Origin of the sequence: Faecalicatena contorta (genome assembly GCF_021531895.1) — a bacterium.
Lineage (GTDB): Bacteria > Bacillota > Clostridia > Lachnospirales > Lachnospiraceae > JAFBIX01.
This window is the reverse complement of sequence record NZ_JAFBIX010000021.1, coordinates 38132-56954: the sequence shown is the minus strand read 5'-3', so window position 1 is coordinate 56954 and position 18823 is coordinate 38132. Positions and strand designations below refer to the sequence as shown.

The following is an 18823-nucleotide window of genomic DNA, read 5'->3' as shown; positions in this document are numbered from 1 at the left end:
GATTAAATGGAGGTGCAATGATGAAAGGTACAGTGAAATGGTTTAATAACCAAAAGGGTTATGGATTTATCTCTGATGAATCTGGCAACGATGTTTTTGTTCACTATTCCGGCTTAAACATGGAAGGTTTTAAGACCCTTGAAGAAGGACAAGCTGTGGAATACGACATAACCGAAGGCGCAAAAGGTCCTCAGGCTGTTAATGTAACGAAGCTTTAATTTGAATTAATCACATATTGAATGTACCTTTTATATATGCAAATTCGCACTTTAATTTAGATATCTAAAAGCTATACATGCAATGAAGATTATGAAAAAGACCAGATAACTAAAGTTATCTGGTCTTTTTCATATCTTTCCTCGCTATTTGAAATCGAACATTCACACCGAAAGGATTGACTACAACGCCAACACTCTCTTTTGAAAGGACATTTACGATTTTATCAGAATCAATCACTAATGCCTTGAACTTATTTTCTCGGTTAAATTTTTGAAATTCCTGTATATCCGTAAATAGCGGCTGATATACTTGGCCATCCTTCTGTTTTAAGATTGGAATCCCTTTGTCTTCTTGTGTTGCAAGAATAAATCGTCCCTCCCTGAAATGCACAAGCATCTCATCATTGAGTTCTTTCAATTCTTTTGTCATTTCTGCATTCTGTTCGGAATTCTGTTGCTTGCGCAGTTCCTGTACAAAATAAATTGCTGTCAGATGAAATTCAGGATTTTCCACACGAACCTGCCCCTTTGGCAGTTTCTCAACCGAATGTCTATGAATAAATTCATCTAATTGTACTGCGGTTCGTTGAGAGGTACCATCACCCACTACCAGACAATTCACTCCCATTGAATAGAGACTTGTATAAAATACCAAGAAGCTCTTATTCTCAACTTTTAAAATCTGCACCGGATTCTTTTCTTTTATCAGTTGACCAGCCTTTTCTTTCGCTTCTTTTTCGGTAAAATAAACGAAAATCTCGTCATCATATGTCTCAGTGTCACACGCCACATAAGGCAGATGTGTACATTGAGACATGATGACGTATATAACTTGTGAATTCCGGAGCATGGATAATGCTATTTTTTTTCTGTCTATGCTCATTCTAGTTTTTCCTTTGGATTCTTTTATTGGTTTGCGGTATATGCTTCATCCGCACTGTATACATCAAATCCACTGCCCTTCAAAATATCAATAACTCTTGCCGGATCATCACTCTTTACTACCGCTGCAGCATCACTTCCATTTGCAAATGCATACATGTATTCAACATTGACTTCTCCATCTACGATCTGATGCATTGCTTTGCTAAGAGATCCTGTTGCATGTGGAACACGAAGAGCAACTACATCCGTTAACATCGCTGTAATTCCTTCTTCTTTCAAAGCTGCACGTCCCTTATTCGGATCTGACACGATCATACGAAGCATTCCATAATCGGATGTATCAGCCAGACTTAGTGCAACAATATTGACATCATTATCTGCCAGGACTTTTAACACTTCATCCAGACGTCCTTCTCTGTTTTCCAAAAATACTGACAACTGCTGAATTGTATTACTCATACCCATTCTATACTCCTCCTTTTACAGTTCTCTGTTATCAATTACACGTTTTGCCTTGCCTTCACTTCTCTGGATAGTCTTAGGCTCTACAAGTTTAACTCTTACTGCAATTCCAAGTGCCTGTTTCAGAACTGCTGCCACTTTATTCTTCAGTTCATCCAGTTTGCGGATCTCATCTGAGAAGTATTTTTCATCCACTTCTACCATAACAGTAAGTACATCCAGATTATTCTCTCTATCCACGATCATCATATAATGAGGTGCTACGCCGCCGCCGATAGAAAGAAGTGCTGCCTCAACCTGAGTTGGGAATACGTTGACACCACGGATAACTTTCATATCATCGGTACGTCCGGTAAATTTCTGAATTCTTGGGAGTGTTCTTCCACATTCGCAAGGACTGTGATCGATGCTGGTCAGATCCTTGGTCCTATATCTGAGAAGTGGCATACCTTCCTTCGCAAGAGTCGTAAATACCAGTTCTCCAGTCTCTCCATCTGCACATGCTGTCTGATCTGCCGGATTCAAAACTTCTGGATAGAAGTAATCTTCGTATACATGGAGTCCTTTATGATGGATACAGTCCATAGCGACACCTGGTCCAGTAATCTCACACAGTCCATAGATATCGAAACTATTAACATTCAGACCACTTTCAATCTTCAAGCGCATCTCGTCTGTCCATGGTTCTGCACCATTAATACCTGCCTTCAACTGCAAACGGTCAACGATTCCCGCCTCCTGAGCTGCTTCTGCCAGATATAATGCATAAGAAGGCGTACATGCGAATGCAGTTGCACCAAAGTCTTCCATACACATCAGCTGACGTTTTGTATTACCAGATGACATTGGAATTGACATACAGCCCAGTGCACGGGCACCAAGATCCAGTCCCATACCACCGGTAAACAGTCCATATCCATAACAGATATGAAGACGGTCTGCAGCTGTAAGGCCTGCCATAGTAAGTGCTCTTGCCACACATTCTCCCCATACATCTACATCATTCTGTGTGTAAGATGCCAAGGTAAGTTTACCAGTTGTTCCAGATGTTCCCTGCACTCTGGCAATCTTCTCCTGTGGAACTGCAAGTAGCCCAAACGGATAGTTATCTCTCAGATCTTCCTTGGTCGTAAATGGGAGCTTATTAATATCTTCAATTCCTTTGATATCTCCAGGCTCAATCCCCATCTCATCCATTTTCTTCCGATAGAATGCCACATTATCATATACATTCTTTACCTGCTTTACCAACCGCTCACTTTGCAGAGCCCGCATTTCGTCTCTGCTCATACATTCAATCTTTGGATCACGGATCTGCTCCTTCCAGTCTTCCAACGCTACTCTAGCCATTTTCTTTTTCTCCTCTCCTCTTTCTTATTTTATAATTGATATCCCACATCAAATGCCTGTTTATTTATATCAATCGTCTTCGGCGGTACTGTTTTTTCAATCACACGATACCACTGTTCTTTTGTAAAATCCATATGTTGAGCCGCAATCCCTAACACAATAAGGTTAAATACTCTTGGATTCCCCAGTTTTTTAGATTCTTCTGTTGCGTTTACAGTATAAACTTTATGATCCTTACGCAACATCTCGATGATATTTTCCGGGTATTGCGCCGCGCCTATTACAACAGGCATCGGATCAATTCTCCAGTCATTCACGATCAAAGCTCCATCTTTCTTAAGGAAATGTGCATATCGTAATGCTTCCAAACGTTCAAACGCTATGATGACATCAGCCTGTCCCTCTTCTACGATAGGTTCTGCTACATTTTCACCATAACGGACAAATGTTACGACACTTCCGCCTCTCTGAGCCATTCCATGTACTTCGGAAAGCTTTACATCATATCCACCTTCGATGGCAAGTCCTCCTAAAATTCTGCTGGTCAACAGGGTTCCTTGCCCGCCGACTCCGACGATCATAATATTCTTCGTTGCCATTACCGGTCACCTTCCTTTACTAATTCAATCGCATCAAACTTACACAGGCTCTTGCAAAGTCCACATCCTGTACACATCGTATCATCAATATGTATCGTTCCATCCGGGTTCTTCGTCATCGCCGGACAACCTGGTCTCATACACATACCGCACTTTTTACATTTATCCTCATGTGCAATATATAATGGCTTCTTTGCTTTACTGAGAAGTACACAAGGAGTTTTGGTAATGATTACAGACACTTCATCTTTTGCAACTTCTTCTTTTACCACTTTTTCCAGTGTATCAATATCAAATGCATTTACTTCAACTACATTCTTTACTCCAATAGCCCGACAAAGTTCTGGAATATTGATTGCATAAGTAGGATCTCCCTGCAAGGTCTTTCCTGTTGCCGCATGATCCTGATGTCCGGTCATACCGGTTGTAGAGTTATCCAATATCAAGACGGTTCCTGTTGCATGGTTATACATCATGTTCATCAAAGAGTTAACTCCTGTATGTAAGAACGTGGAATCTCCTATGACAGCAACCCAGTTTTTAATATATTCTTTTCCCTTTGCCTTCTCCATACCATGAAGACTTGAAATACTTGCTCCCATGCATATTGTAGTATCAACAACACTCAGAGGTGCAACAGCTCCCAATGTATAACATCCAATATCTCCTGCAGCATGTAATTTTAATTTATTTAACACATAATAAACACTTCTATGCGGACATCCCGGACATAAGATCGGCGGTCTTCCCGGTGCCGGTGCCGGTGCAGCAATATCTAATTTTTCTCCAAGAATCGCCGTACGAATCATATTCGCACTATATTCACCTTGTACCGTGAATATCTCTTTCCCGACAGCCTGGATTCCCCAGGACTTCACTTGTTCTTCAATCACAGGATCCAATTCTTCTACAATATAAAGTTTTTCGACTTTTGATGCAAAGTCTTCAATTAATTTTCTCGGAAGCGGATTGACCATTCCCAGCTTCAGCACAGAAGCTTCCGGTAAAGCTTCCTTTACATACTGATACGGAATTCCACTGGTGATCACACCAATCCTGGTATCGTTCATCTCCACCCTGTTAATTGGAAGTGTATTGGCAGCTTCTGCCAATTCCAAATTCCGCTTTTCAATCTCAACATGACGCAATTTTGCATTGCCTGGCATCATGACTGTTTTTTTGATGTCCTTCACATAAGGTTTATCTTCAACCTGTTCACGCTCATGTAACTCTACGATTCCCTGAGAATGAGCAAGCCTTGTCGTTGTACGATATACAAACGGGCGATCATATTTCTCACTTAATTCAAATGCAATCTTCACAAAGTCTTTTGCCTCTGCACTGTCAGAAGGCTCTATTACCGGCAGCTGTGCCGCACGTGCAACCATTCTTGTATCCTGTTCGTTCTGAGAACTATATAATCCAGGATCATCTGCAACTACGATCATCAGACCTCCATTAACGCCCATATAAGAGACTGTATAAGCCGGATCTGCTGCCACATTAAATCCAACGTGTTTCATACAGGACATCGCACGTACTCCTGCCACAGATGCTCCAATTGCAACCTCTGTTGCAACCTTTTCATTCGGAGACCATTCACAATACAAATCATCCTTATACTGAACAAGACATTCACTTATCTCTGTACTTGGTGTGCCAGGATATGCCGCAGAGACCTTTACACCCGCCTCATACGCTCCTCTGGCAATTGCTTCATTGCCAAGCATAATTACTTTTTTCGTTTCTGACATTCTAGAAATCCACCCTTTCATATCTTTCTGTTCCTTTTATAGTCATATATAGGTAATTTTTCACAAATTCGAGGAATTTTCGACTCGTCTTTTAATAGTATATCATAATACTTTTGCTGTTTAAAGCATTAATTTACCAAAATATATATGATTTCTCTCTTTAATCTCTCATATGCTTTTTGCATGTATATTCATTTACTTCAACCCGAATAATTGCAACTGCTTTCTCAAGCCTTGGATTTGTCTGAAATTCTTCAAACTCTTTTCCAGTCTGATGTTTCATAATAACCGAAAGCGCACAAAGCTTCTGATCAGGATCATCAATTATTTCTGCTTTACCACTTCCAATCACGCTGGCATAAATATAACTATACTGACAGGCCAGTTTTCCTTCTTCCAACTCATGATTACAATCCATTTCAAACCCAACTTGTGGATTCTTTTGTATCATCTCTATTTTCCGGCCTTCTCTTGCTCCGTGAAAATACAAAACCAATTTACCATTTTCAAATGTATACCCATGATTCATTGGCACAATATAGACCTCGTCTTCTCCAGCCAATCCCAGTCTGCACACCTTACATGTGTCTAATATTTTCTGTATTTCTACGGAATTTGTCACTTCACGATCTTTTCTTCTCATATTATTCCTCCTCCAAATCATTCTGCCTTATTATACCATTCATCAATATGACCTGAAAATAAGAATTGAAAAAACGTTTAAAATACCTTAATATTTTAAGCAAATCAAGCCATAAATAAGGAGGATCATATATATGCAAAATTTTAACTATTATGCACCTACCAGAGTCGTTTTCGGAAAAGGGACCGAAAACGAAGTGGGAAAACTGATCAAAGAACAGAATTGTAAAAAGGTTCTGGTACATTATGGAGGCGGAAGTGTCATTCGTTCCGGACTTTTAGACCGCGTATATACCTCTTTAGGAGCCGAAGGTATCGCATATACTACATTAGGCGGAGTTGTTCCCAATCCAAGATTGTCAAAAGTACGCGAAGGAATCGAATTATGCCAAAGAGAAGGTGTAGATTTTATTCTTGCCGTTGGAGGTGGAAGCGTCATTGATTCTTCCAAAGCAATCGGATATGGTCTTACCAATGAAGGCGATGTCTGGGATTTTTACGCAAAGAAACGTACCGCTTCTGCCTGTCTTCCAATTGGCACCATTCTTACGATCTCTGCTGCCGGCAGTGAAATGAGTGATTCTTCTGTTATTACGAACGAAGATGGATGGATCAAACGCGGATACAGCAGTAACTACTGCCGCTGCAAATTTGCAATCTTGAATCCGGAACTGACCTATACACTTCCCGATTATCAGACGCAAAGTGGATGTGTAGATATTATGATGCATACTATGGAACGCTATCTGAATCACAGCACGAATATGGAAATGACGGATGGAATCAGCGAAGCACTGATCCGTACCGTCATGAAAAACTCTAGAATCTTAAAGCAAGATCCGACAAATTACGAGGCCCGTGCCGAAGTTATGTGGGCAGGAAGCCTTTCTCATAATGGACTAACCGGCTGCGGAACCGATGGTGGAGATTGGGCATCCCATCAGTTAGAGCATGAACTTGGTGGAATGTTCGATGTCACTCACGGTGCCGGACTGGCTGCTGTATGGGGAAGCTGGGCTCGCTATGTCTACAAAGACCGGGCAGACAGATTTGCTAAACTGGCAGAAAATGTATTGATGGTTCCACACGATGATAATCTGGAAAAAACTGCTCTTGCCGGCATCGAAGCCATGGAAGACTACTACCGCAGTGTAGACATGCCAACCTCCCTTCGGGAACTTGGCATTGAACCAACCGAAGAACAGATTCAGGAACTGGCAGACAAATGCAGCTTCCAAAACACACGCACCATCGGAAAAGTGAAAGTGCTGAACCGAGAAGATATCGCCAAGATCTACCGTATGGCTCTGTAGATGAATACTGGTATGGGCGGATGGTTTTCGCGATTATAATATTCATTTACGATTACTGTGTATTCTCTGGCAGGAATCTTTTTCAGGAATTCCAGTATCCTTTCTTTTTCTTCGAACCCGGTATCACCACCGCTATAGATGCACAGACTCATCAGACCGCCATGTTTTAAGATTTTCAGCCCTTTTTGAATCGCTTCGATACTGGTATCAGCAGAAGTTGCAATATTATGATCTCCGCCAGGCAGATAACCAAAGTTAAAGCAGATCGCATCTGCAGACTCTTCTTCAGCATATTGATCCATATGTTCATGTCCGTCTAAGATCAGGCTGGCACGATCCGCTACATGGTTTTCTTCCAACAGCTTTCGCGTTTGTTCCAGGGCTTGTCCCTGGACATCAAACGCGAGTACTTTCCCATTATGCCCTGCCATCTGACATAACAATAGGGTATCCTTTCCTTTTCCCATGGTCGCATCAATATAGAAACCTTCTTCCGGCACCTGAGAGCGAATAATCTCATGGCACCAATCCGTAATCTGAGATGGGTTCATTCTATTCCTCCTGAACTATTATCGTCTTTCCTTCATTGATTGGTTCTTGAAATCCATCATAAAGGGATTAATCACTACTACGGTTTTTATTATACAAAAACATAAGTATCGCCATAGTACATATGATTCCATATCCCAACCAGCTCAGCATATCCGGAAACTGTCCAAATACAACAAATCCCAATACTGCGGAAAAGATAATCTGTGAATAATCATATACTGAGATTTCCTTTGCCGGGGCGTAGCAATAAGCTGCTGTGATAGAGAATTGTCCACCTGCTGCCGAAAGGCCTGCCAAAAGCAATATCACAATCTGCTCTGCCGTCATGGGATGATAATCGAACAAAAGCCATGGTAATGTTGTCAGGCAGGAAAATGTCGAGAAAAAGAACACGATAAATGGTCCCTTTTCTCCTGCCTCTCCCAGTTTTCTCACCATTGTATAAGCAATTCCTGCTCCAATTCCTCCCAGAAGCCCTATTAAGGATGGAAACAGATCCATATTCGTCACCGTCGGCTTTACAACAAACAGACTGCCGACAAATGCTCCAACTACTATCAACGCCTGCAAAACCTTTACTTTTTCTTTTAGAATTAAGAAACTAAATAATACCGCAAAAAATGGCGACATTTTATTCAACATAGAGGCATCTGCCAATACCAGATGATCCACTGCATAAAAATTACACAGAATTCCCAATGTACCGAAAATAGATCGAAGAAACATATATTTTAGATTCTCCTTCTTACACCGAAACGGAATTCCTTCTTTTGCCAAAATAATTCCGGCAAAAATTGCCGCCACAAAATTTCGAAAAAAGCTTTTCTGTATAGATGGCAGATCACCTGCCATATGTACAAACATATTCATAAGCGCAAAGCAGAACGCTGAACACACGATGTACAAAATTCCTTTATACTGCTTTTTTATGCTCATGACCTAGTCCTCCTAATTTTTATAAATCAAACAATGACAGCTGATTTGACTCTGGCAACCCACTTAGGATTCCAAGCTCTGCCATATAATCAATCACCGTTTTACTTGCCTTGGTCCTCTGTCGGAAATCATCTCTAGACAGATATGGCCCATCTTTGGAAGCCTCTTCCACTGCTTCCGCAGCCTTCTCTCCCATTCCATCAATACTACTGAACGGGGGCATCAGTTTTCCGTCAATAATCAGGAATTTTGTAGCTTTTGCCTTATAAATATCAATCGGTTCAAATTCATAACCTCTCGCATACATTTCCTGAACAATCCGCATATCTTTCATGGTATCCTGCTCTTTTTTACTTAGAGAGTTGGAGCGCCGGTTATAATCGTCAATATAATACTGCAGCTTTTCTTTTCCCTGACACATAATTTCATAAGAAAATGCATCTGCACGAATTCCAAAATATGCTCCATAATAAGCCAGTGGATAATTAATCTTGCAATATGCAATTCGATACGCCATCATAACATAGGCTGCTGCATGTGCTTTCGGGAACATATATTTGATCTGTTCACATGACCAGACATACCAGTCCGGTATGTTGTGTTCTGCCATGTCCTTCTTAAATTCAGGCCATTCTTTACACTTTCCCTTCGCTACTGTTCCCTTACGGACACGTTCCATAATCGTAAACGATTCTTCACTGTCCATTCCTTTATTGATCAGATATGTCATAATATCATCACGAGTACATATAGCTGTAGAAATCGTTGCTTTTCCACTTTTGATCAGTTCCTGGGCGTTATTCAGCCACACATCGGTTCCATGAGACAGTCCTGATATCCGAATCAGATCTGACAATGTCTGCGGCTTTGTATCAACAACCATCTGAATTACAAAATCTGTTCCAAACTCCGGTATTCCGAGACATCCCACCGGACATCCTCCGATATCTTCCGGCTTGATTCCTAATGCCGATGTATCATGAAACAGCGAAATCACGCCTTTATCATCCAACGGTATCTCTGTGGCAACAAAACGATGATCCGTCTCATTGTATTCATTATCCATCGCCGGAGAATTAATATATTCTTCCAGCGTCTTAATCATCGTAGGATCATCATGACCGAGAATATCCAGCTTCAGCAGGTTGTGGTCAATGGAATGGTAATCAAAATGTGTAGTAATAATGTCTGTCGTCATATCATTGGCCGGATGCTGTACCGGCGTGAATGAATTGATTTCTTCCCCCAACGGAAGAACTATGATACCGCCTGGATGCTGCCCGGTACTTCTTCGTATTCCGGTACATCCCTGCACAATACGGTCAATCTCACATTTTCGTTTTCCCTGTCCACGTTCTTCAAAATAATTCTTTACATATCCAAATGCCGTCTTATCTGCCAACGTTCCAACGGTCCCGGCTCGAAACGTCTGTCCCGCACCAAAGATGACCTCTGTATATTTGTGGGCATTACTCTGATAGTCACCAGAAAAGTTCAAGTCGATATCCGGTTCCTTGTTCCCCTTAAATCCAAGGAATGTCTCAAACGGAATATCGAATCCATCTTTTACCAGTTTCTCTCCACAAACCGGACAGTTCTTATCCGGCATATCCCATCCGCAGCCTCCTGCAAATGCTCTCACCTCTTCAGAATCAAAATCACTGTAATGGCATTTTGGACAATAATAATGTGGACTCAATGGGTTTACTTCCGTAATACCTGCCATTGTAGCTACAAACGATGAACCTACCGATCCACGTGAACCCACCAGATATCCATCTTCGTTCGACTTCCATACCAGTTTCTGTGCAATAATATACATAACGGCAAATCCATTAGATATAATGGAATTTAACTCTCTTTCCAACCGCTCCGTTACAACTGGAGGCAGTTCTTCTCCGTACATGGAATGCGCCTTATTATAACAGATTTCTCTTAACATCTTATCAGAATCCGGGATGACTGGAGGACATTTATCCGGGCGTACAGGTGTAATCCTCTCAATCATATCTGCAATCTTATTCGGATTATCGATTACAATCTCTTTTGCTTTGGCCGAACCCAGATATTCGAATTCCTCTAGCATCTCCTCTGTCGTACGAAGATAAAGCGGTGCCTGTTCATCCGCGTCCGTAAATCCTTTTCCGGCCATAATGATCCGCCGGTACACCTCATCCTCCGGGTCCATAAAATGCACATCACAAGTCCCGACCACCGGCTTATTAAACCGTTCGCCCAACTGTATGATCTGCCTGTTTATTTCCTTTAAATCCTCTTCATTCTGTACTTTTGTTATTCTGTCACTGGCAATCATAAAGTGATTATTGCCAAGAGGCTGTATCTCCAGATAATCATAAAAATTCACGATTCTGGCAATTTTCTCTTCGGACTTATCATTTAAAATCGCCTGATACAACTCTCCTGCTTCACAGGCACTTCCAACAATTAAGCCTTCTCGATATTTTGAAAGTTCACTTTTCGGTATTCTTGGCTGCCGCCCAAAATATTCCAGATGAGACTTAGAAATCAACTGGTATAGATTCACTCTTCCCACTTCATTACGCACAAGGATAATCACATGATATGACGGCAATTTTCGCACGGCATCTGCATTATGCGAGCCAAATTGATTGAGTTTTGTAAGGTTATATATCCCTCGCTCTTTCAACATCTCTACAAATTTCACGAATATCTCTGCTGTCGCTTGTGCATCATCCACTGCACGATGATGATTTTCCAAAGAAATATGAAGCGCATTTGCCACCACATTTAATTTGTATTTTGACAAAGTCGGCAACAAGATTCTTGCCATCGCTACTGTATCTACGGAAGTAAAGTCCGGTATCATATCCTGATATCGACAATTCTGTTCAATAAAACTAACATCAAAAGATGCATTATGAGCAACCAGAGCAGCATCCCCGATAAACTCAAGGAACTGCGGGAGAACGGTCTCAATGTCCGGCGCATCGATAACCATCTGGTCTGTAATACTGGTCAGCTGTGTAATCTGATAAGGAATGGGAATCTTCGGATTCACAAATGTACTGAATCTGTCTGTAATCTTTCCCTGTTCAACTTTCACCGCACCAATTTCAATGATCTTATCTTTGATTGGGCTAAATCCAGTAGTCTCCAGGTCAAATACTACATAAGCATCATCCAGAGACTGCCCTTTTTCATTCACCGCCACATCGGTCAGATCATCTACCAGATATCCTTCTACTCCATAGATGACTTTAAATGGATCATCTTTATCTAATGATTCTATATAATGATTGGCATCCGGGAATGCCTGCACCACTCCATGATCTGTAATTGCAAGAGCTTTGTGCCCCCAGTCGTGGGCACGCTTCAGAAGATTCTTAACTTCAGTTACACCATCCATATCGCTCATCTTCGTATGACAGTGCAATTCTACTCTTTTCTCCGGCGCTGTGTCTTTTCTGGATTCTGTGAAATCACTGATCTTACGGATTCCAACGATAGACGCAATCGTCAGCTCTCCATCAAACTTATCGATATTGGTAATTCCTTTTACTTTCAAAAAAGCTCCTGGCTTTATCTCTGCCAGCACATCAGGAAGCTGTTCATTTCTTACGAACATCTTTACCATGATTGTGTCTGTAAAATCAGTAATGGCGAACATGATAATAGTCTTTTCATTTCGAAGTTCACGTGTATCGAAACTAATAACCTTTCCTCGAATCGTAATCTCTCCCATCTCTGAAACTACCTGCTTAAGCTCGATTGTCTCATCATCAAAGTCCCTTCCGTATATCAGATTCGGATCATCTGAATTGCGCTTATTATAAGAGAATCTGTCTCTTTTCCCATTATCAAAATTTGATTTTTTCTTCAGATTCTTCTCATTTCCAGAAGCTTTTGACACCACCTCTGCCTGATTTTTATCAGAAGACTCTTTCTCCTTTTTCTTCAGTTCTTTTTCTTCGCGAGCCGCCTCTGCCTGCTCCATGATTGCTTCAATTTCCTGCTGAATCTTGGCATTGTTGTATTTTAACTGGCTCTCCTTCGGTTTTTCATACAGAACTCTCACTTCAATCGGACGTTGAAACCGTTCCCGGAACACATCTATCAGATAATTTGAAAGAGATTCTTTCTTTCCTTTTGCCACAATCGTATCTTTTAACTTCAGGCAAAGAATATTTCCTTCCTCAAATTCATACTCAGCTCCCTGGAGCATGCTTCGCTCAACCACACTTCTCTCATTCAATTCCAACAGAAAACTGTCAAAATACTCATTCATCAGATTCTCCGGGGTATACTGTTCCGAAAGTTCGTACTGCTCTTTGACCTCCACCTGAATATGACTGCGTCCAAATAACTGCTCTTTTATTCTTTTTTCCACTTCATAAATGCATTTTTTCTGAATCAGATGCTGGCTGTACAGATATATTTTAATGAAGTCTCGGCTTGTATTCGTAGACACTTTACTGACTTCCACACCTTCAAACAACATCTGGATTTCCTGATTCACTTTTAAGGTTGGAAATACTTCAAAGAACGGTTTATTCATTCCAGTGTAACAACTCCTGTCTTAATGTCTCTAATAATTGATCTTCTTTTACTTTCTTGACAACTTCCCCTTTTTTGATCAACAATCCTTCCCCTATACCGCCGGCAATACCTATATCTGCTTCTTTCGCTTCTCCAGGGCCATTCACAACACAACCCATAACTGCCACTTTAATATCAAGAGGAATATCCGCTACCATCTGTTCAACCTGGTTAGCCAGTCCAATCAAATCAATCTTCGTTCTTCCGCAAGTCGGACAGGAAACTACTTCAATCCCACCTTTTCGAAGACCGAGTGTCTTAAGAATTAATTTTGCTGACTTGATTTCCTCTACTGGATCCCCTGTCAAAGATACACGGATAGTATCCCCGATTCCTTGATTCAGGATAAGTCCCAAACCAATCGATGATTTGATATTACCGGCAAGCAGCGTTCCTGACTCTGTAATTCCTACATGTAATGGATATGGGCATTCGCTTACAATCAATTCATGCGCTTTGACACACATCATGACATCCGATGATTTGATACTTACTACCAGGTTATCATATCCCATTTTTTCAATCAGGTGCACTTTATCCATGGCACTTTCCACCAGTCCCTGGGCAGTAACACCCCCGTATTTTTCCACCAGATTTTTTTCCAGCGAACCACTGTTTACGCCAACCCTGATAGGTATACCATATTCCTTTGCCTTATCTACAACTGCCTTTACACGGCTTTCATCACCGATATTCCCCGGGTTAATACGAATCTTGTCTGCACCATTTTCAATTGCTGCAATAGCAAGTCGGTAATCAAAATGAATATCCGCCACCAACGGAATCTGAATCTGTTCTTTTATCTTGGCAAGTGCCTCAGCTGCTTCCATCGTCGGAACAGCACATCGGATAATCTCACATCCAGCTTTCTCAAGCGCTTGAATCTGCTTTACTGTTGACTCTACATCTTCCGTCTTCGTATTCGTCATCGACTGAATAGCGACTGGACAGCCGCCTCCAATACATACATTCCCAATCTGTATCTTCTTTGTCTGATCTCTCCACATATACTTTTCACCTCTCCTTATAAATCTTGCCACTTAATGATAAAACCCCTCTATCAATCACCTTGCTTCGATAGAGGGGTGTGTGTCTGTATTACTCTTGTATAAATATCAATTGATCGCCATATTCGCGTTCTGTCAGTGTCAACTGACCCTGATCTACACTGTAATCAAAAGTATCTACTATGGAATCCAGTGCATTTTCCAACGCATCTTCTGTATACTGACCATCTGACTTTTCTGCCATATCTTTCAGTTCTGACTCATCTGCCGTAATTATAATCGTCTTTTCCTCTTTGTCCATTGTATAATTCATATTGACTTTCACATCACTGACATCTGCAACTTCCGAAATCGTAACCGACATCTTACCATTACTCTTGATAGACATATTCAGATTCCCATCATCACTTGCCCAATCACCTTCCAATGGATTCGTTGTAAATAATTTCGTCAGAAGAAAAATAGCTATTATTATAATCAGGACAGATGAAACACTCGTAACAATCCTCCAGATCTTACTTCTTTTTGCTTCGTCATTTTTTGCTATTATCATCTATCCAGTTCCTCTCGTCTTTATTATTGTGTTCGTCTTAAATTATAGGTGCTTTTTTCTCTGGTGTCAACGGGGGAGTTTTCTTTATTCCTCCACCTCTACCAACAGATAAAACCCTTTCTCTGTCTTTTCTATTTTTTTTATGATTCCCTTGCGCGCCTTTATTCTCTTGCCTGTACGATAGATGCCTGACATTGCAATGGAAGGCTCAACCAGATAAGTATATTGTCCTGTCACAGCACTTCTCTCACTGATCTCAACTTCCTGCCCTTCCTCCACCAGTCCTTCTCTTTCCATTTTAAATCTTTCCTGTCTCATCGTGTCTCTCCTTTCTTCCGGTCTTACAAACCATATCTGGCACATATGTTCCATTGCGCAACTATTTGTTGATATTCGGCACTTTTTATGTTCTTTTTCGCAACAATTGGTAAAATATACCAAATATATTAAGGAGGTTGCAGCCATGTCATTTTCCGAAAAGTTGAAAACATTACGCCTTGAAAATCATATGACGCAAGATAATGTTGCAAAGCGCATAAATGTTGCACGATCAACAATTGCCGGTTATGAAACAAAAAATCGTCAGCCCTCTCATGAAAAGCTGACCGCATTCGCTAATCTTTTTCATGTGTCTGTTGATTATCTCCTTGATGATGATGAAACTATCGTTCTCTCTTTGTCTCAATCAGGCACATCTTCGATTGACGACCAGGAACTTTTATCAAAATATCACAATCTTTCTTCACGCTCAAAAGAGGATCTTTTTACCTACATTCAGCTTTTAGAATTGCGTGATGAAAAACAAAACCAGCTATAATATCCGCTGGTTTCTTGTTTCTATTCCTTTACAAATCTATGATAAATATATTCGTTAGCCATATTTTCCTGACTATCATCCAGCGGACTTAATTCCACTGTTCCATATTTTCTTTCCAATGCCTTCTGAATCAGGTAATCACATATCTGCGGGTTTTTTGGAAGCAGAGGACCATGTAGGTATGTTCCGATTACATTCTTATACACAACCCCTTCATATCCGCTCTTCCCATCATTTCCTGCTCCATAAAGCACTTTACCAAATGGTTGATTATCATTAATATACGTTCTTCCTCCATGATTTTCAAACCCCACTACCGGCATCTTGACCAAATCACTTTGCAAAACAATATTATCGATCAGACGTCCTTCTTCCTGTTCTGTATAGATATCGACAAGATTCAGACCTTCTATCATTCCAGCATCTGTTTTATAGTATTTGCCCAGGAGCTGATAACCTCCACAGACAGCTATCACAACGCCATTATCTTCAACATATTCTTTGAATTGACTCTGAATCTCCAACAGATTGTGGCACACAATGGCCTGTTCTCGGTCAGAGCCACCTCCAAGAAGTACAATATCCAGCTTAGAAAAATCAATCAAATCCCCAGTATTGAATTCAATAGTCTCTGCTTCAATCCCTCGCCATATACATCGCTGCATCATACAGGCAATGTTTCCGCGATCTCCATACAGATTCAAAAGATCCGGATAGAGATGTCCTATGGTAATCTTCATGTCCTTCGTATCCATTATCTATCTCCTTCCAGTTTCTTTAACACATTTCTGGTGCTGAACAACGCTGTATAGTTCACCAACACATAGAGATTGCCGCAGCCATTCTCTACACGTTCGCAGATCGCCTTTCCAACATCAGGTTCCAACATAGAAGAAATATCCACATATTTCATCCGCAATCCCATGTCATGGCACCGAATCCCACTGACTGTAATAGAATTAATGTTCGCCTCTTTGAAACGATCAAAATCTACATCCCACAGCCAGGATACATCCGTCCCATCCTGTGCATTATCATTAATAACAATGATAATATCCTTCAAGGTCTCATCCTGCATAACGGCAGATATATTCTGGTTAAAACCTGCCGGATTTTTGGCAAGATTCAGTACAATCCGGGTATCTTTGATCATGAACTGTTCCATACGTCCGTTTTCCGGGTTAAATCTGGCCAGCATATCATTAAAATGCTCTACCTTAAGGCCAGCCGTTCTGGCTGCAGAATATGCAGCCAGTATATTATAAGCATTATAAAAGCCCTTATAATTCGCCTGAAGTCTTCTCCCTTCAACTGTAAATGCCAAATGATCCCCAACTTCAATCTCCGAACCATTGAACTGAATCTCCGGTCGCTTAAAATCACAGCCTGTACAAGCATAATCTCCCAACTGACTGTAATGATAGAAATTGTAATGGAGTTGCGCTCCGCATCGCTTACAGAAACGCCCCTCTCTGATTTCATGAGAATCCTTGTCATCCATGACCTTTTCACTGATTCCATAAGTAACGAATGGATTTCCACTGTCCATTGCAAGGTATGCGGATAACGCATCATCTCCATTTACGATAACTTTCATATCTGGAGCCTGCTGCATGACCTCTTTTAAAATATTCATGGTTATGTCAATCTCACCATATCGATCTAATTGATCTCGGAACAGATTGGTCAACACCATATAATCTGGTTTAAAATGCGGAAACACCCTTCTGGTAGAGGCTTCATCTACCTCTATACACGCATAATCTGCTTTTAGGCTGCCTCCAATCCCAGCTCCCAGAGCAAATGCTGCCACGACTCCATTCAGCATATTAGAACCGGTATGATTACAGATCACTTTATATCCTTCTGCCTCAATCGCCGCACAGAGCATATTATTTGTTGTCGTCTTACCATTCGTTCCGCATACGATAAAGATATCGTTTTTTACCTGTCCTGCCAATTCCTTTAATATAGTAGGATATATCTTTAATGCAATTTTTCCGGCCCATGTCACTCCCTGACGGTGAAACACATGAACACTTATCTTCTCCGTTATCTTCGCTGCCCATATAGCCAGCATTCTGCGTAATCTCATGGTCTGATTATTCCTCTAATAATTTTGAAATATTCTCTGGTTCTGGCATAGAACGAATAGCGCCTTTCTTCATTGTAATCAAAGCTGCACCCGCATTGGCATATGTCAGAATATCACCAAGTTTCTCTTCATCTAAATTCTCCAATCCATGTGTCAACACACCATGAATGGAACATCCACAGAAAGTATCTCCAGCACCTGTCGTTTCAATTGCCTTTACCTGGAAACCTTTGCGCTCGACTCTCATCTCCTTGTAATATGCACGGCTTCCTTCCTTGCCCATAGTCAGGAATATCAAAGGGATATTGTATTTTTCCTGCAAATAGCGAATACCGTCATCATAATCTTCCATGCCGGATATAAACTGAATCTCATTATCTGAAATCTTCAAAACATCACAATACTGGAATCCATATTCCATCTGCTTTTTTGCTTCCTCCAGAGACTCCCAAAGAGGTGGCCGTAAGTTTGGATCAAATGTAATCAGACATCCAGCTTCCTTTGCCACTTCTAACGCTTTCTTTGTTGCAGTTCTAACTGGTTCGCCCGTCATAGATAAGGTTCCAAAATGGAATACCTTTGACTGGCGAATCAGATCATAATCCACCTCATCTTCTGTCAACATCATATCTGCTCCCGGTTTACGATAAAAAGAGAATTCTCTGTCTCCATCCGGAAATGTATGTACAAACGCAAGTGTTGTGTGAATCTCCTGATCCAGAACCAGTCCTTTCGTCTCGATTCCCAGTTCATCAATCGTTCCCTTTAACAGACGTCCGAACTGATCTTCGCCTACTTTTCCGATAAATGCTGTCTTTCTTCCCAATTTATTTAACATTGCCAGTACATTACATGGAGCTCCTCCAGGACAAGCCTCAAAAAGATTATTCCCTTGATCGCTCTGTCCGTTCAATGTAAAATCTATTAACATCTCACCCAATGCTGTTACATCATATAATTTTTCCATAACCATAACTCCTTATTCTGATATTTCTTAATATTTTACCATACAATAATCAATTTTAAAAGAGGACAAGGCCGCTATAACAAGAACAATTTATC

18 protein-coding genes are annotated in these 18823 nt (G+C 40.9%); 3 read left to right on the top strand and 15 right to left on the bottom strand.

The features are described from left to right. Positions 1–20 precede the first annotated feature (20 nt). Positions 21–218 (top strand): cold shock domain-containing protein, encoded by a 198-nt coding sequence (locus tag JQM81_RS09635; RefSeq protein ID WP_328282612.1) that lies wholly within the window; start codon positions 21–23, stop codon positions 216–218. Positions 219–333: 115 nt separating this feature from the next. Here JQM81_RS09635 and JQM81_RS09630 read toward each other — a convergent pair whose 3' ends face one another. The 6 genes from JQM81_RS09630 to JQM81_RS09605 form a co-directional block, all read right to left on the bottom strand. After that, the gene (locus JQM81_RS09630; RefSeq protein WP_235233298.1) at positions 334–1101 is read right to left on the bottom strand and encodes an SseB family protein; all 768 of its coding nucleotides are present in this window, start codon (positions 1099–1101) and stop codon (positions 334–336) included. A gap of 23 nt (positions 1102–1124) precedes the next feature. Beyond that, a complete protein-coding gene (locus tag JQM81_RS09625; protein ID WP_235233302.1) occupies positions 1125–1562 on the bottom strand; it encodes an ACT domain-containing protein in 438 nt (145 codons plus the stop codon). A 21-nt stretch (positions 1563–1583) separates the two neighbouring features. Continuing rightward, entirely contained in the window at positions 1584–2915 is a 1332-nt protein-coding gene (locus tag JQM81_RS09620) for a phenylacetate--CoA ligase family protein (protein WP_235233297.1), read from the bottom strand. A gap of 29 nt (positions 2916–2944) precedes the next feature. Next, positions 2945–3514 carry an indolepyruvate oxidoreductase subunit beta gene (locus JQM81_RS09615; RefSeq protein WP_235233296.1) on the bottom strand — a complete coding sequence of 190 codons (570 nt, stop codon included), beginning with the start codon at positions 3512–3514 and terminating at the stop codon, positions 2945–2947. Then, on the bottom strand, positions 3514–5268 hold the full coding sequence (gene iorA / locus JQM81_RS09610; protein ID WP_235233295.1) for an indolepyruvate ferredoxin oxidoreductase subunit alpha: 1755 nt from the start codon (positions 5266–5268) through the stop codon (positions 3514–3516). The genes JQM81_RS09615 and iorA overlap by 1 nt, the downstream gene beginning before the upstream one ends. Before the next feature lie 160 nt (positions 5269–5428). Next, entirely contained in the window at positions 5429–5911 is a 483-nt protein-coding gene (locus tag JQM81_RS09605; protein WP_235233294.1) for a pyridoxamine 5'-phosphate oxidase family protein, read from the bottom strand. Between the two features lie 133 nt (positions 5912–6044). Here JQM81_RS09605 and JQM81_RS09600 point away from each other — a divergent pair, with 133 nt between their 5' ends. After that, positions 6045–7223 (top strand): iron-containing alcohol dehydrogenase, encoded by a 1179-nt coding sequence (locus tag JQM81_RS09600; RefSeq protein WP_235233293.1) that lies wholly within the window; start codon positions 6045–6047, stop codon positions 7221–7223. Here the strand turns inward: JQM81_RS09600 and JQM81_RS09595 are convergent. From JQM81_RS09595 to JQM81_RS09570, 6 genes are all read right to left on the bottom strand, one after another. Continuing rightward, positions 7205–7774: a tRNA (mnm(5)s(2)U34)-methyltransferase gene (locus JQM81_RS09595; RefSeq protein ID WP_235233292.1), complete on the bottom strand. Its 570-nt coding sequence runs from the start codon at positions 7772–7774 to the stop codon at positions 7205–7207. The two genes, JQM81_RS09600 and JQM81_RS09595, sit on opposite strands and share 19 nt — an antisense overlap. A 67-nt stretch (positions 7775–7841) precedes the next feature. Beyond that, positions 7842–8711, bottom strand: a complete 870-nt coding sequence (locus tag JQM81_RS09590; protein ID WP_235233291.1) for a DMT family transporter — start codon at positions 8709–8711, stop codon at positions 7842–7844. A 19-nt stretch (positions 8712–8730) separates the two neighbouring features. Then, complete coding sequence (locus JQM81_RS09585) at positions 8731–13248, bottom strand: PolC-type DNA polymerase III (protein WP_235233290.1); 4518 nt, start codon at positions 13246–13248, stop codon at positions 8731–8733. After that, on the bottom strand, positions 13241–14296 hold the full coding sequence (gene ispG / locus JQM81_RS09580; RefSeq protein ID WP_235233289.1) for a flavodoxin-dependent (E)-4-hydroxy-3-methylbut-2-enyl-diphosphate synthase: 1056 nt from the start codon (positions 14294–14296) through the stop codon (positions 13241–13243). Before ispG ends, JQM81_RS09585 begins: the two co-directional genes overlap by 8 nt. 91 nt (positions 14297–14387) lie before the next feature. Then, the gene (locus tag JQM81_RS09575) at positions 14388–14849 is read right to left on the bottom strand and encodes a hypothetical protein (protein WP_235233288.1); all 462 of its coding nucleotides are present in this window, start codon (positions 14847–14849) and stop codon (positions 14388–14390) included. Between the two features lie 84 nt (positions 14850–14933). Further along, the gene (locus tag JQM81_RS09570; protein WP_235233287.1) at positions 14934–15167 is read right to left on the bottom strand and encodes a hypothetical protein; all 234 of its coding nucleotides are present in this window, start codon (positions 15165–15167) and stop codon (positions 14934–14936) included. 145 nt (positions 15168–15312) lie between these two features. Between JQM81_RS09570 and JQM81_RS09565 the strand changes: the two genes are divergently transcribed. Next, positions 15313–15666, top strand: a complete 354-nt coding sequence (locus JQM81_RS09565) for a helix-turn-helix domain-containing protein (protein WP_235233286.1) — start codon at positions 15313–15315, stop codon at positions 15664–15666. Positions 15667–15686: 20 nt separating this feature from the next. Here the strand turns inward: JQM81_RS09565 and JQM81_RS09560 are convergent, their stop codons facing one another. The 3 genes from JQM81_RS09560 to JQM81_RS09550 are packed head-to-tail and all read right to left on the bottom strand — an operon-like array spanning position 15687 to position 18728. Then, on the bottom strand, positions 15687–16406 hold the full coding sequence (locus tag JQM81_RS09560) for a type 1 glutamine amidotransferase (protein WP_235233301.1): 720 nt from the start codon (positions 16404–16406) through the stop codon (positions 15687–15689). Between the two features lie 14 nt (positions 16407–16420). Continuing rightward, the gene (locus tag JQM81_RS09555) at positions 16421–17761 is read right to left on the bottom strand and encodes a MurT ligase domain-containing protein (protein WP_235233285.1); all 1341 of its coding nucleotides are present in this window, start codon (positions 17759–17761) and stop codon (positions 16421–16423) included. 7 nt (positions 17762–17768) lie between these two features. Then, positions 17769–18728 (bottom strand): carbohydrate kinase family protein, encoded by a 960-nt coding sequence (locus JQM81_RS09550; protein WP_235233284.1) that lies wholly within the window; start codon positions 18726–18728, stop codon positions 17769–17771. Positions 18729–18823: the final 95 nt, after the last annotated feature.

What these genes read in the sequence shown, in the direction of transcription:
- JQM81_RS09635 (WP_328282612.1), top strand. Translation starts at nt 21, where the DNA reads ATGAAAGGTACAGTGAAATGGTTTAATAACCAAAAGGGTTATGGATTT.
- JQM81_RS09630 (WP_235233298.1), bottom strand. Translation starts at nt 1,101, where the DNA reads ATGAGCATAGACAGAAAAAAAATAGCATTATCCATGCTCCGGAATTCA.
- JQM81_RS09625 (WP_235233302.1), bottom strand. Translation starts at nt 1,562, where the DNA reads ATGAGTAATACAATTCAGCAGTTGTCAGTATTTTTGGAAAACAGAGAA.
- JQM81_RS09620 (WP_235233297.1), bottom strand. Translation starts at nt 2,915, where the DNA reads ATGGCTAGAGTAGCGTTGGAAGACTGGAAGGAGCAGATCCGTGATCCA.
- JQM81_RS09615 (WP_235233296.1), bottom strand. Translation starts at nt 3,514, where the DNA reads ATGGCAACGAAGAATATTATGATCGTCGGAGTCGGCGGGCAAGGAACC.
- iorA (WP_235233295.1), bottom strand. Translation starts at nt 5,268, where the DNA reads ATGTCAGAAACGAAAAAAGTAATTATGCTTGGCAATGAAGCAATTGCC.
- JQM81_RS09605 (WP_235233294.1), bottom strand. Translation starts at nt 5,911, where the DNA reads ATGAGAAGAAAAGATCGTGAAGTGACAAATTCCGTAGAAATACAGAAA.
- JQM81_RS09600 (WP_235233293.1), top strand. Translation starts at nt 6,045, where the DNA reads ATGCAAAATTTTAACTATTATGCACCTACCAGAGTCGTTTTCGGAAAA.
- JQM81_RS09595 (WP_235233292.1), bottom strand. Translation starts at nt 7,774, where the DNA reads ATGAACCCATCTCAGATTACGGATTGGTGCCATGAGATTATTCGCTCT.
- JQM81_RS09590 (WP_235233291.1), bottom strand. Translation starts at nt 8,711, where the DNA reads ATGAGCATAAAAAAGCAGTATAAAGGAATTTTGTACATCGTGTGTTCA.
- JQM81_RS09585 (WP_235233290.1), bottom strand. Translation starts at nt 13,248, where the DNA reads ATGAATAAACCGTTCTTTGAAGTATTTCCAACCTTAAAAGTGAATCAG.
- ispG (WP_235233289.1), bottom strand. Translation starts at nt 14,296, where the DNA reads ATGTGGAGAGATCAGACAAAGAAGATACAGATTGGGAATGTATGTATT.
- JQM81_RS09575 (WP_235233288.1), bottom strand. Translation starts at nt 14,849, where the DNA reads ATGATAATAGCAAAAAATGACGAAGCAAAAAGAAGTAAGATCTGGAGG.
- JQM81_RS09570 (WP_235233287.1), bottom strand. Translation starts at nt 15,167, where the DNA reads ATGAGACAGGAAAGATTTAAAATGGAAAGAGAAGGACTGGTGGAGGAA.
- JQM81_RS09565 (WP_235233286.1), top strand. Translation starts at nt 15,313, where the DNA reads ATGTCATTTTCCGAAAAGTTGAAAACATTACGCCTTGAAAATCATATG.
- JQM81_RS09560 (WP_235233301.1), bottom strand. Translation starts at nt 16,406, where the DNA reads ATGAAGATTACCATAGGACATCTCTATCCGGATCTTTTGAATCTGTAT.
- JQM81_RS09555 (WP_235233285.1), bottom strand. Translation starts at nt 17,761, where the DNA reads ATGAGATTACGCAGAATGCTGGCTATATGGGCAGCGAAGATAACGGAG.
- JQM81_RS09550 (WP_235233284.1), bottom strand. Translation starts at nt 18,728, where the DNA reads ATGGAAAAATTATATGATGTAACAGCATTGGGTGAGATGTTAATAGAT.